This window comes from Kosakonia sp. BYX6 (genome assembly GCF_038449125.1).
GTDB classification, from domain to species: domain Bacteria; phylum Pseudomonadota; class Gammaproteobacteria; order Enterobacterales; family Enterobacteriaceae; genus Kosakonia; species Kosakonia calanthes.
Map to the genome: position 1 here is coordinate 3,841,498 of NZ_CP151800.1, position 13,654 is coordinate 3,855,151.

Annotated in this window: 11 protein-coding genes; 5 read left to right on the forward strand and 6 right to left on the reverse strand. The window is 54.3% G+C overall.

Translation table 11 applies throughout. The features are described 5' to 3' along the window. Positions 1–100 precede the first annotated feature (100 nt). Positions 101–763, forward strand: a complete 663-nt coding sequence (can, locus tag AAEY27_RS18075) for a carbonate dehydratase (protein ID WP_342322184.1) — start codon at positions 101–103, stop codon at positions 761–763. Between the two features lie 27 nt (positions 764–790). On the opposite strand, the gene hpt is transcribed toward can, so the two are convergent. Continuing rightward, on the reverse strand, positions 791–1,327 hold the full coding sequence (gene hpt, locus AAEY27_RS18080) for a hypoxanthine phosphoribosyltransferase (protein ID WP_342322185.1): 537 nt from the start codon (positions 1,325–1,327) through the stop codon (positions 791–793). 205 nt (positions 1,328–1,532) lie between these two features. Here hpt and AAEY27_RS18085 point away from each other — a divergent pair, with 205 nt between their 5' ends. Beyond that, the gene (locus AAEY27_RS18085; RefSeq protein ID WP_342322186.1) at positions 1,533–3,923 is read left to right on the forward strand and encodes a glucose/quinate/shikimate family membrane-bound PQQ-dependent dehydrogenase; all 2,391 of its coding nucleotides are present in this window, start codon (positions 1,533–1,535) and stop codon (positions 3,921–3,923) included. 155 nt (positions 3,924–4,078) lie between these two features. Here the strand turns inward: AAEY27_RS18085 and cueO are convergent, their stop codons facing one another. Continuing rightward, on the reverse strand, positions 4,079–5,632 hold the full coding sequence (gene cueO / locus AAEY27_RS18090) for a multicopper oxidase CueO (protein ID WP_342322187.1): 1,554 nt from the start codon (positions 5,630–5,632) through the stop codon (positions 4,079–4,081). Positions 5,633–5,776: 144 nt separating this feature from the next. Here cueO and AAEY27_RS18095 point away from each other — a divergent pair, with 144 nt between their 5' ends. From AAEY27_RS18095 to speD, 3 genes are all read left to right on the forward strand, one after another. Further along, a complete protein-coding gene (locus AAEY27_RS18095; RefSeq protein ID WP_342322188.1) occupies positions 5,777–6,124 on the forward strand; it encodes a YacC family pilotin-like protein in 348 nt (115 codons plus the stop codon). 86 nt (positions 6,125–6,210) lie between these two features. Then, on the forward strand, positions 6,211–7,071 hold the full coding sequence (gene speE / locus AAEY27_RS18100; protein WP_342322189.1) for a polyamine aminopropyltransferase: 861 nt from the start codon (positions 6,211–6,213) through the stop codon (positions 7,069–7,071). Between the two features lie 20 nt (positions 7,072–7,091). Further along, complete coding sequence (gene speD / locus AAEY27_RS18105) at positions 7,092–7,886, forward strand: adenosylmethionine decarboxylase (protein ID WP_342322190.1); 795 nt, start codon at positions 7,092–7,094, stop codon at positions 7,884–7,886. Positions 7,887–7,916: 30 nt separating this feature from the next. Here speD and yacL read toward each other — a convergent pair whose 3' ends face one another. The 4 genes from yacL to traT form a co-directional block, all read right to left on the reverse strand. Beyond that, positions 7,917–8,279: a protein YacL gene (gene yacL / locus AAEY27_RS18110; protein WP_342322191.1), complete on the reverse strand. Its 363-nt coding sequence runs from the start codon at positions 8,277–8,279 to the stop codon at positions 7,917–7,919. Between the two features lie 125 nt (positions 8,280–8,404). Next, positions 8,405–11,002 (reverse strand): bifunctional aconitate hydratase 2/2-methylisocitrate dehydratase, encoded by a 2,598-nt coding sequence (gene acnB / locus AAEY27_RS18115; protein ID WP_342322192.1) that lies wholly within the window; start codon positions 11,000–11,002, stop codon positions 8,405–8,407. A 272-nt stretch (positions 11,003–11,274) separates the two neighbouring features. Continuing rightward, the gene (locus AAEY27_RS18120; RefSeq protein ID WP_342322193.1) at positions 11,275–12,702 is read right to left on the reverse strand and encodes a hypothetical protein; all 1,428 of its coding nucleotides are present in this window, start codon (positions 12,700–12,702) and stop codon (positions 11,275–11,277) included. Between the two features lie 177 nt (positions 12,703–12,879). Beyond that, positions 12,880–13,611 (reverse strand): complement resistance protein TraT, encoded by a 732-nt coding sequence (traT, locus tag AAEY27_RS18125; RefSeq protein ID WP_342322194.1) that lies wholly within the window; start codon positions 13,609–13,611, stop codon positions 12,880–12,882. Between the last annotated feature and the right edge of the window lie 43 nt (positions 13,612–13,654).

Here is a 13,654-nt window from a genome sequence, read left to right on the forward strand (position 1 = left end):
CACTTACCTATTTTCTTACACTCGATGTGTGGTTTAAAAAGACGGAGAGTTGACCTATATTAGCGCCACGCACTAATTTGGTTACAGGTCGTTAACCTCTATGAAAGACATAGATACACTCATCAGCAATAATGCACTATGGTCAAAAATGCTGGTGGAAGAAGATCCAGGATTCTTCGAAACACTTGCGCAAGCCCAGAAGCCGCGCTTTCTCTGGATTGGATGCTCCGACTCCCGCGTTCCCGCTGAGCGCCTTACCGGGCTCGAACCGGGCGAACTGTTTGTTCACCGCAACGTGGCTAACCTCGTCATCCATACCGACCTGAACTGCCTGTCGGTTGTGCAGTATGCCGTTGATGTGCTGGAAGTTGAACACATCATTATCTGCGGTCACTACGGCTGTGGCGGTGTGCAAGCCGCGGTTGAAAACCCGGAACTGGGGCTTATCGACAACTGGCTGCTGCACATTCGCGATATCTGGTTTAAACATAGCTCGCTGCTTGGCGAAATGCCGCCAGAACGCCGTCTTGATACCCTTTGCGAATTGAACGTGATGGAGCAGGTCTACAACTTGGGCCACTCGACGATCATGCAATCCGCCTGGAAACGTGGTCAGAAAGTGACGATCCACGGCTGGGCTTACGGTATTCACGACGGTCTGCTTCGCAACCTGGATGTCACCGCCACCAACCGCGAATCGCTGGAACAGCGCTATCGGCAAGGCGTTTCCAATCTGAGCCAGAAGCACAGCAACCACAAATAATTATCGGGGCCAATGGCCCCGATTTTTTTATTCGTCCAGCATCACTACTTTGCCGACATACGGCAGATGGCGATAACGCTGCGCGTAATCAATGCCGTAACCCACCACAAACTCATCCGGAATGGAAAAGCCGATAAATTCGACAGGAACGTCCACTTCGCGACGGGACGGTTTATCCAGCAGGGTGCAAATCGCCAGTGATTTCGGCTCACGCAGGCTGAGGATTTCACGCACTTTCGACAGCGTATTGCCAGAGTCGATAATGTCTTCGACGATCAACACGTCTTTGCCGCGGATATCTTCATCAAGATCTTTGAGGATTTTCACATCGCGGGTGGTCGACATGCCGCTGCCGTAGCTGGAGGCGGTCATAAAATCGACTTCATGGGAAACCTGCACTTCACGACACAGGTCGGCCATAAACATAAATGAGCCGCGTAACAGCCCCACCAGCACCATTTCGCTGCCGCTATCTTTGTAACGCTCAGTGATTTGACGGCCCAATTCGGCGACGCGCGCGTTGATCTCCGCTTCCGGGATCATCACTTCAACTTTGTGTTTCATTTAACTAACCATATGGTTTTAATGGTAAATCATTCAATACCGTTGACATAAACCGGTGATTGAAACGCAAGGCGTGCAGTATACCAGTAAAACGATTTCTGGTGGGCATTGCGCAATAAAGCTCTATTTGTGATGACGATCACAGTTGTTAACATCTATACTTAGTTGCTATCAAAATATTAACAAACTGATGAGTGTCTTTTTTATGGCAGAAACTAAAACTCAACGGTCGCGGCTACTTATTACGCTGACGACGCTGTTTGCAGCCTTTTGCGGGCTGTATCTTTTAATCGGTGGAGTCTGGCTTATTTCCATTGGCGGCTCCTGGTACTACCCCATCGCCGGTCTGGTGATGCTGGGTGTCACATGGTTACTCTGGAAAGGAAAACGCACCGCGCTTTGGTTGTATGCCGCGCTGCTGCTCGCCACCATGATTTGGGGCGTCTGGGAAGTTGGCTTCGACTTCTGGGCGCTGACGCCGCGAAGCGATATTCTCGTCTTCTTCGGTATCTGGTTGATTCTGCCGTTTGTCTGGCGTCGACTGATTGTCCCGTCCAGCGGCGCAGTCGCTGCGCTGGTGGTTGCCCTGCTGATCAGCGGCGGCATTCTCACCTGGGCAGGCTTTAACGATCCGCAAGAAGTTAACGGCACGCTGAGCGCCGATGCCACTGCGGCAGCGCCGATTTCCCAGGTTGCCGACAGCGACTGGCCTGCCTACGGTCGTAACCAGGAAGGCCAGCGTTACTCCCCGCTTAAGCAAATCAACGCCGATAACGTTAAAAACCTGAAAGAAGCCTGGGTGTTCCGTACCGGTGATCTGAAATTGCCGACCGATCCGGGTGAAATCACCAATGAAGTGACCCCCATTAAAGTCGGCGACACCTTATTCCTCTGTACGGCGCACCAGCGCTTGTTCGCACTCGACGCGGCGACCGGCAAAGAGAAGTGGCATTTCGACCCGCAGCTCAATGCGAACCCGAGCTTCCAGCACGTGACTTGCCGTGGTGTTTCCTACCATGAAGCCACCGCAGAAAACGCCAGCCCGGATGTGGTGGCGAACTGCCCGCGTCGCATTATTCTGCCGGTGAACGATGGCCGTCTGTTTGCAGTTAACGCAGATAACGGCAAGCTGTGCGACGGCTTTGCCAACAAAGGCGTTCTGAACCTGCAAACCAACATGCCGGTGACCACGCCGGGCATGTACGAACCGACGTCTCCGCCGATTGTCACCGACAAAGTGATTATTATTGCGGGTGCAGTGACGGATAACTTCTCTACCCGTGAACCGTCCGGTGTGATTCGTGGTTTCGATATCAATACAGGCGAGCTGCTGTGGGCCTTCGATCCGGGCGCGAAAGATCCTAACGCTATCCCGTCGGATGAACACCACTTCACCCTTAACTCGCCGAACTCCTGGGCTCCTGCGGCGTATGACGCGAAGCTGGATATCGTTTATCTGCCGATGGGCGTAACAACGCCGGATATCTGGGGCGGTAACCGCACACCCGAGCAGGAGCGTTTCGCCAGTTCCATCGTTGCGCTGAATGCCACCACCGGTAAGCTGGTCTGGAATTATCAGACCGTACACCACGACCTGTGGGATATGGATATGCCGTCTCAGCCGACGCTGGCGGATATCAATGTCAATGGCAAAACCGTACCGGTCATTTACGCCCCGGCGAAAACCGGCAACATCTTTGTGCTGGATCGCCGTAACGGTGAACTGGTGGTGCCAGCGCCGGAAAAACCGGTACCGCAGGGTGCGGCGAAAGGCGATTACGTCACCAAAACGCAGCCCTTCTCTGACCTGAGTTTCCGTCCGAAGAAAGATCTGAGCGGTGCGGATATGTGGGGCGCGACCATGTTCGACCAACTGGTCTGCCGCGTGATGTTCCATCAGATGCGTTATGAAGGCATTTTCACACCGCCGTCCGAGCAAGGCACGCTGGTGTTCCCGGGTAACCTCGGCATGTTCGAATGGGGCGGTATCTCCGTCGATCCGAACCGCCAGGTGGCGATTGCCAACCCGATGGCGCTGCCGTTTGTCTCCAAACTGATCCCGCGTGGTCCAGGCAACCCGATGGAGCCGCCGAAAGACGCGCAGGGCACCGGTTCCGAATCCGGTATTCAGCCGCAGTACGGCGTGCCGTATGGCGTGACGCTGAACCCGTTCCTGTCACCGTTTGGTCTGCCGTGTAAGCAACCGGCCTGGGGTTATATTTCCGCACTGGATCTGAAAACTAACCAAGTTGTATGGAAGAAACGTATTGGTACGCCGCAGGACAGCATGCCGTTCCCGATGCCGTTTAAAGTGCCGTTCAATATGGGTATGCCGATGCTGGGCGGCCCGATTTCCACAGCGGGTAATGTGCTGTTTATCGCCGGTACCGCAGATAACTACCTACGCGCCTACAATATGAGCAACGGTGAAAAACTGTGGCAAGGTCGTCTGCCCGCGGGCGGTCAGGCAACACCGATGACCTATGAGGTGAATGGCAAGCAGTATGTAGTCATTTCCGCAGGCGGTCACGGTTCGTTCGGCACCAAAATGGGCGATTACATTGTCGCTTATGCCCTGCCGGATGATGCGAAGTAATTGTAATTAAACGCTGCTTAACGGGTCTACGCGCTCCGTAGGCCTGATAAGCGTTAGCGCCATCAGGCGCTATTGCCGGATGGCGGCTTACGCCTTATCCGGCCTACATTACGATCGATCCCATAAGCCCGGCACGCATTGCGCGCCGGGCTTTTTTATACCGTAAACCCTAGCATCATTCCGGTGTCTTCATGCTCCAGCAAATGGCAGTGCGCCATGTAAGCATGCTCTTTCGGCGCGTCATACTGGAAACGCACTAACACTTCGCTGCGCGCCCCATAAACATTTACCGTGTCTTTCCAGCCCGCGCGATGCGCCGCTGGCGGTTTGCCGTTCTCGGATAAAATACGGAACTGCGTGCCGTGAATATGGAACGGATGCAGCATCATGTCGCCCTCACCGGAAATCACCCAGCGCTCATACTGGCCTTTTTGCGCGGCGAATTGCGGCGTCATCATGTCAAACGCCTTGCCGTTAATGCGGTTAGCATTGTGGAAATCAAAGCCGTGGCTGCCGTGGTTCATCTTCCCGTGATCCATCTGCATATCGCCCATGTCGCCGTGATGCATCGACATCCCGGCCATCGCGCCCTCGCCGTACTTCTGCTGGAGCGCCTGCATGCCCATCATGTCGAGCATCGGATCCATGGATAACTGCAAAGTCCGCTGCGTTAACCCTTGCAGGTTTGGCAGTGCTGGCAGGGATGCCAGCGAGTCCGGCAAGATGCCCGACGCCGCAATCCGAAGCGGCTGAATGCGTAATACCGGATGCGACTTATCAAACGGCGCGACGGTCATCCCCATTTGTTGCACGGGAAGCGTGACGATATCGAACGCTTTGCCGTCGCTGGTATCCACTAACACTTCAAAACGTTCGCCCATCAGCATCGGCAACTCACTGACTTTAACCGGTTCGCTTAACAGACCACCGTCGCTCGCCACCACATACAGCGGGCGTTTGTCACTGGTGGAAAAGTTAAGCGAGCGCGCGTTACAGCCGTTAAGCAAACGCAGACGTAACCAACCGCGCGGCGCGGCATGCTGCGGGTAAATCGCGCCGTTGGTCAGCAGCGTATCGCCAAACCAGCCGACAGCCGCGCTCATTACATCCAGTTGATAATCAATTTGCCCCTGCGCGTTAAACTTTTTGTCCTGCACAATGACGGGCACATCATCAATGCCCCACTGCTGCGGCAGGCGCAGCTTGCGCAGATTATCGTCCTCAATCAACACCAGCCCCGCGAGGCCCATCGCCACTTGATGGCCGGTTTTACCGTGTTGATGCGGATGGAACCAGCAGGTCGCCGCCTGCTGCGTGGGGGTAAACGTGATTGAACGGCTGCCGCCCGCTTTAATAATCCCCTGCGGCCCGCCATCAACTTCGCCTGGCACTTCAACGCCGTGCCAATGCACGGTGGTCTCTTCGGCCAGCATATTGCGGATTTCCACATTGACCTGGCGACCCTGGCGAAGCTGAAGTGCTGGCCCCAATAATGTGCCGTTGTATCCCCAGGACGTCGCCGTGTGATTGCCAAACTGGGTTTCGCCCGCTTGCACAATCAGTTGAATGCGGTTTTGCGCGTCGGCAGTCAGTAATGGCGGAATCGGAAGCGCAGGCCGCCCGGCGGCAAACAGCGGGCGACTCCACATTGGTAGCGCACTCGCGGCGCCCAAAATGGCGGAATATTTCAAGAAATCTCGACGTTGCATGGGCATATCCTTATCGATGATCGGCGATGTTTTGAGCTTAAACCTTTCCCCTGCCGGAAGGTCAAGAAAACGGGTAATAATAAATATCGTCGCGTTACCAGGACTGTGCTAACGTTTAATTTCCGTTACGCCGTGGTAGAGAGAATGAAGACGTTTTTCAGAACTGTAGTCCTTGGCAGCTTGCTCGCTGTCTCCGCAAATAGTTATGCGCTGAGTGAATCCGAAGCTGAAGACATGGCCGATCTCACGGCAGTGTTCGTATTTCTGAAAAACGACTGCGGTTATAACAACTTACCTAACGGGCAGATCCGCCGTGCGCTGGTGTTTTTCGCCCAGCAAAATCAGTGGGATCTCAGCAACTACGATACATGGGACATGAAGTCACTTGGCGAAGAGAGCTACCGCGATCTAAGCGGCATCGGCATTCCTACCGCCAAAAAATGTAAAGCGCTGGCCCGCGATTCCTTAAGCCTTCTCGCCTACGTGAAGTAACGCTTATCTTTTGACCGTGCATCGCTAGCCAGAGTTAGCTATCATGTTGCGCCCGTTTTTCACGGATGTTAACAAAGGAGCGACCTATGGCCGATAACAACGTATGGCAAGAAACGCTGCACGACCACTTTGGTCAATACTTTGCTGTTGATAAGGTGCTTTATCACGAGAAGACCGATCATCAGGATCTGATAATCTTCGAAAACGCCGCTTTCGGTCGCGTTATGGCGCTGGATGGCGTGGTACAAACCACCGAGCGTGATGAGTTTATCTATCACGAAATGATGACCCATGTTCCGCTGCTGGCGCACGGCCATGCGAAACATGTGCTGATTATCGGCGGTGGCGACGGCGCGATGCTGCGTGAAGTGACGCGTCATAAAAATATCGAAACCATCACCATGGTGGAAATCGACGCTGGCGTCGTCTCTTTCTGCCGCCAGTTCCTGCCAAAACACAACGCCGGTGCTTACGACGATCCGCGCTTTCAGCTTGTGATCGACGACGGCGTGAACTTCGTTAACCACACCCAGCAAACGTTTGATGTGATCATCTCTGACTGCACCGATCCGGTCGGTCCAGGCGAGAGCCTGTTTACTTCTGCGTTTTATGAAGGGTGCAAACGTTGTCTGAACCCTGGTGGCATTTTCGTCGCGCAAAACGGCGTAAGCTTCTTGCAGCAGGACGAAGCTGTCGGCAGCCATCGCAAGCTGAGCCACTATTTTGCTGATGTCAGCTTTTATCAGGCGGCCGTGCCAACTTATTACGGCGGCATTATGACGTTTGCCTGGGCGACGGATAACGAAGCATTGCGCAATCTCTCCACCGAATTAGTCGCTGCCCGTTTCCACAACGCCGCGCTGACCTGCCGTTACTACAATCCGGCCATCCATACGGCAGCGTTTGCTTTGCCGCAATACTTGCAAGACGCACTGTCCGCACAGTGACTCTAAGGAGGTGATAAAAATTGAAAAAGCTTAAACTACATGGCTTTAACAACCTGACCAAAAGCCTGAGTTTTTGTATCTACGACATCTGCTACGCCAAAACCGCAGAAGAACGTGACGGCTATATTGCCTACATTGATGAACTCTATAACGCCAACCGTTTGACGGAGATCCTGACGGAAACCTGCAACATTATTGGCGCGAATATTTTGAACATTGCCCGCCAGGATTACGAGCCGCAAGGCGCGAGCGTCACGATTCTGGTGAGCGAAGAGCCGGTCGACCCGCATCTTATCGACAAAACCGAGCACCCCGGCCCGCTGCCGGAAGCCGTCGTGGCGCATCTGGATAAGAGCCACATTTGTGTGCACACCTACCCGGAAAGCCACCCGGAAGGCGGTTTGTGCACCTTCCGCGCGGATATTGAAGTTTCAACGTGCGGCGTGATTTCGCCGTTGAAAGCGCTGAATTACCTGATTCACCAGCTTGAGTCCGATATTGTGACCGTCGATTATCGCGTGCGCGGCTTTACCCGCGACGTCAACGGCATGAAACACTTTATCGATCATGAGATTAATTCGATTCAAAACTTCATGTCCGATGACATGAAATCCTTGTACGACATGGTGGACGTGAACGTTTATCAGGAAAATATCTTCCATACCAAGATGTTGCTTAAAGAGTTCGACCTTAAGCACTACATGTTTCATACCAAACCGGAAGATTTGACGACGCAGGAACGTAAGGAGATCACGGAAGCGCTGTGGAAAGAGATGCGCGAGATCTACTACGGCCGCAATATTCCGGCCGTGTGATGCGCGAAAGGGGGCAAGGAAGCTCCCTGATCAGCGCTGTTTGAGGAATTCTCGGTAAGCAGCCACCACTTGAAGAAAGTCTTCAACGCCGCACAGCGACAGGCTCTCTTCATCGTAATAATTCATCCCTTCTTCCATTTCATCGCCAGTAAACTCCAACTGGTTAGCGCGCACCATCACCTCTTCGCCATCCAGCCACAGCGTATATTCATGCCCGGCACGCTGCCAGGAACGTTCGCTGCCTTTCACCGTTCGTGCCGCCTGTTCCACTTCATCAAGTAGCGCCAGGTTCTCTTTGACTTCTTCATTAAACCAATGTCCGACCACTTCATGGCCCATCGACATACGCACTTTCACCACACCAGTGACATCGCGCAAAAATTCGTAATCCATAATCGCTTCCTCATGCAGGCCTGTTAACCGCCTATGCACTAATTATCGCAGCACAATACAGGAAAAAAAGCGCAGAGCATGAAAGCGAGGGAAAAAAAAGCCACCCCGGAGGGTGGCTCTGTTCGTTAGACGGCGGTCTGGAAAATCACGCCGTCGGCTTTATCGGTGTACTGATTAAGCTGGTCGAAGTTGAGGTAGCGGTAAGTATCCACAGCGGTTTTATCCACCTGGCCCATAAAGGTCAGATACTCGTCAGGCGTCGGCAGTTTGCCGATCAGCGCAGCAATCGCCGCCAGCTCCGCAGAAGCCAGATAAACGTTCGCGCCGGTACCTAAACGGTTCGGGAAGTTACGGGTCGACGTCGAAACAACCGTCGCGCCGTCCGCTACGCGCGCCTGGTTCCCCATGCACAGCGAGCAGCCCGGGATCTCGATACGCGCACCGCTCTTACCGAACACGCTGTAGTAGCCCTCTTCGGTCAATTGCGCGGCGTCCATACGGGTCGGCGGCGCAACCCACAAGCGGGTCGGCAGTTGGCCTTTGTGGCTGTCCAGCAGCTTACCGGCCGCGCGGAAGTGGCCGATGTTGGTCATACAGGAACCAATGAACACCTCGTCGATGCTCTCGCCTTGTACATCAGAAAGCAGACGCGCGTCATCCGGATCGTTCGGCGCACACAGAATAGGCTCTTTGATTTCCGCCAGATCGATATCGATCACCGCGGCGTAATCCGCATCGGCATCGGCTTCCAGCAACTGCGGATCCGCCAGCCATTTTTCCATGCCCTGCACGCGACGCTCCAGCGTACGGCGGTCACCGTAGCCTTCGGCAATCATCCACTTCAGCAACACGATGTTGGAGTTCAGATACTCAACAATTGGTTCTTTGTTCAGCTTGATGGTGCAACCGGCAGCGGAACGTTCAGCGGACGCATCGGTCAGCTCGAATGCCTGCTCGACTTTCAGATCCGGCAGACCTTCGATTTCCAGAATGCGGCCAGAGAAGATATTTTTCTTACCTTTCTTCTCAACGGTCAGCAGACCTTGCTTGATCGCATACAGCGGAATCGCGTGCACCAGATCGCGCAGGGTAATGCCCGGCTGCATTTTGCCTTTAAAGCGCACCAGCACAGATTCCGGCATATCCAGCGGCATGACGCCGGTCGCGGCGGCAAAAGCCACCAGACCAGAACCCGCCGGGAAAGAGATGCCGATCGGGAAACGGGTGTGCGAGTCACCGCCGGTACCCACGGTATCCGGCAGCAGCATGCGGTTCAGCCAGGAGTGGATGACGCCGTCGCCCGGGCGCAGCGACACGCCGCCGCGGTTCATAATAAAGTCCGGCAGCGTATGGTGCGTGGTCACATCTACCGGCTTCGGATAGGCCGCCGTGTGGCAGAAGGATTGCATCACCAAATCGGCGGAGAAGCCCAGGCAAGCCAGATCTTTTAGCTCGTCGCGGGTCATCGGGCCGGTGGTGTCCTGAGAACCCACAGAGGTCATTTTCGGTTCGCAGTAGGCGCCAGGACGAATACCGTCTACGCCGCAAGCACGACCGACCATTTTCTGCGCCAGCGAGTAGCCGCGGCTGCTTTCCGCCACGTCTTTCGCCTGACGGAACACGTCGCTGTGCGGCAGACCCAGCGCTTCACGCGCTTTGGTGGTCAGCCCGCGACCGATAATCAGCGGGATACGGCCACCGGCGCGCACTTCGTCGATCAGTACGTCGGTTTTCAGTTCGAAATTCGCCAGCAGCTCGCCGGTTTCGTGGTTACGCACTTCACCTTTGAACGGGTAAACGTCAATCACGTCGCCCATGTTCAGGTTGTTAACGTCCACTTCGATCGGTAGCGCGCCGGCATCTTCCATGGTGTTGAAGAAAATTGGCGCGATTTTGCCGCCGAGCACCAGGCCGCCGCCGCGTTTGTTCGGCACGTTCGGAATGTCATCGCCCATAAACCACAGCACCGAGTTGGTGGCGGATTTACGCGAAGAACCGGTACCGACAACGTCACCGACATAAGCCAGCGGGAAGCCTTTTTGCGCCAGCTGCTCGATCTGTTTGATCGGGCCAACGCTGCCCGGTTGATCCGGTTCGATACCTTCACGGGCGTTTTTCAGCATCGCCTGCGCGTGCAGCGGAATATCCGGGCGCGACCAGGCATCCGGCGCCGGAGAGAGGTCATCGGTGTTGGTTTCACCGGTCACTTTGAAGACAGTAACGGTAATTTTGTCGGCCAGCTGCGGGCGGTTCTGGAACCACTCGGCATCAGCCCAGGATTGCATGACTTGCTTCGCGTAGGTGTTGCCCGCTTTGGCTTTCTCTTCCACATCGTAGAAGTTATCGAACATCAACAGGGTATGAGACAGGGCTTTCGCCGCAATCGGCGCGAGTTTGTCGTTGTCCAGCGCTTCAATCAGCGGATGAATGTTATAGCCGCCCTGCATGGTGCCCAGCAGTTCGATGGCTTTTTCAGGAGTAACCAGTGGGGAGGTTGCTTCGCCTTTGGCGACAGCTGCAAGGAAACCGGCTTTGACATAAGCGGCTTCATCAACACCCGGCGGAACACGGTTCGCCAGCAGATCTAACAGGAATTCTTCTTCGCCAGCAGGCGGGTTCTTCAGCAGCTCGACTAACGCGGCCATTTGGGTTGCATCTAATGGTTTTGGCGCAATCCCTTCAGCGGCACGTTCAGCTACGTGCTTACGGTATTCTTCTAGCACGACGGTTCTCCTCGCTCTCATTGTCATAATGCGGCAGGCGTTTCTCTTCACGCTCCTGTGAGACAGCAGTTTGTAGGGTAAATCCGCGAACCGCGACGGGCAGCATAGCAGGATTTTCAGGGGGTGTTAATCTGTTTACAAAAAAGCAACATTAAATACTTGCTGAATCGTTAAGAGCAAAATAAAGCAGGCGGGAGAAGGCTTCAACAAGAGAGAATCCTCGCCTGCTGACAGCAAAAACGGCCCCGCAGGGCCGTTGCGTTATCGTGTTGTTACAACGAACTCAATAGTGAAAGCCGCTTATTGCGCGAGTATTGTTCCGGGGTCAGCGTGTTTTCAATCAACTTGCCAAGTACGTATTTTTTCACCGTTTCGCGGTTATTCACCTGCTCATGGTAGCCCACGTTGGCAAGCTGTCCGCGGCCGTTATAGTCGAGCGTCGTGGTACTCGCTTCGTCATTTTCCAGCAGATGATAGGTGTAGTTCTGGGAGGATTTCATGGTGTTTAGCGCCAGCGGAATCGACGGATCGAGCGCCGCATGCCAGGCGGCACTGAGATGGCTGCGCGCCGTTTGCACCACCACTTTTTCGCCGCTGCTGCGCTGGCTCTCTTCGGTCGATTGCGAGGCCGTATAGGCGAAGCGATCTTTTTCATCGCTGCGGGCCGGGTTAATCGCTTTTTCCGTTTGCGTTAATGAGAGAGAAAAATCGTTCAGGCCGCTTAATTGCGAAGCGCCGTTATCGCCAATACGAATCTCTTTGCTGGTAGTGTTGACCTTTTTGTCAGCGTCGGCGTTGCTGTTTAAGGCGCGGAACACCGACTTGAGCGCCGCCATTTGATCGCGATCGCCATGCCCGGCAATACGCGCTTTATCAAATTTATCGTCATAGGCGCTCAGGGCCGATTGCTGCTGCGCGTAATTGCCGGTCAATGTGGAATTCGCCGTATCGCTGCTCATTTTCAGCGAGAAATCCGCATCTTCATAGGCCACCGTTCGCGTTTTATCGTCAGCATGAAAATTGAGCGACTGCAACGTCCCTTGGTCATTACGCATGTCAGTTTTCAGGTCAACGGATTTCAGCATACGGCTGTCAAAACGGGTCAAACCGGCGATATCCAGTTGCGGCGGCTGTTGACCCAGCCCACGCAGCGTTTTCTCCAACGCCCCGCTCAGGTTCGCCACCGCAGCCGCTTCATCGTCATTCAGCGCCTCACCTTCGGTTTTCAGTTCGACGGCCATGCCATCGTCCTGCTCCGTCATCACCAGGTGAACGGTCGAACCGGATTGCGTGACGATATCAAGCGTTACCGCAGATTCACTGGAAGCTTTTGTTACGCCCAGCGCCGCGCCGCTCAACGCCTGGGTAACATCCTCGCGGTTATCTTTGAGATGACTGAGCAGCGCACTGCCAAGCCCGGCGAATGCTGACACCGAACCACTTCCGGATGCCAGTGTCATTAGCCCCTGGAGTTGGGCGTTTTGTTGCAGCGACAGGCTGGCGTCTATTTTTTTCGGCGACAGACTGTAGACCGCCGCGATTTGCTGCGTCTGGCTGCCGAACATCACTTTTGCCGATGCGCTTTGGCTTGCCGAAGCGGCATTGTTGCTGGTTGCCCGCGCCGTCGCGCCAACCTGTACTGATGAGTTCACACGCGCTGAGGATGTCAGCAGCGAGGTAAAGTTAAGTCCGTTAATCATGGTGATAAATCTCCCTCTTTCACCGTGAGTGTCAGGAGATTAACATCGGCAGAGCTTGCGTAATGTTTATGCTTTTTGGCGGAAAACGCTGAATTCGTCACGTAACAAAATAAAAAAAACGGACCAGTCGCTGGTCCGCTTATTTTCGTCTATGCGCGTTCGCTCAGGCGAACAACATTACATGATGTTCGCGACAGATTTCGCCAGTTGCGCTTCGAGAACCGGTTTCGCTTCTTCGAATTTCAGGTTCACTTTGTTGGCATTGGACACAACGCGCGTCTGGTATTTCGCGCGGTTACCTTCTTCCGTGCTGGTTTGCAGTTTGATACCAGAGGTGCCCTGACGCAGTGCCGCCACGTTATCGGTAGTCACTTTCGCTTTGCTGCGCTCGGAGATCTGCAAGTCAGTGATCATGGTGTAGTTCACATCTTCTACCATCGCATCAGCCGCCAGACCAATCAGGCCTGCCGCCAGACCAACGCCCAGCGCCGCACCGGAAGAGTTGCTGTTGTAAGCCGTGATCCCGGCACCCAGCCCGGCGCCCAGTACCGCACCTTCATAACCGCTTTTCAGGTAGCCCTGAGTTTCACGCAGATCCATTTTATCGGCTTTCAATACGTTAGCCTGGATCCAGTAGTAAGCGGTATCCGGGGAAGAAGTGACTTTGTAGCCTTTGTCGGTGAGCTCTTTGGAGATCAGAGTCTGCAAGTTGCTCATGTCTTTATCGGAGGTGTTTTTCACCTGGATATAAACGCTCTTCTCAGAGGAAGGCTCCAGCCAGATGGTCTGGCTCATCTGCGTTTTCACGTCCAGATTACGTTTCTTAACTGCTGTCGTCATCGCACCGCAACCCGACAGCGCAAACGCTGCCAAAACTACACTAACAACGGCTTTTTTTTTAATAGACATAACGATTCCTTTTTTAATTCCATGACCAGAAGAAGAACAACAA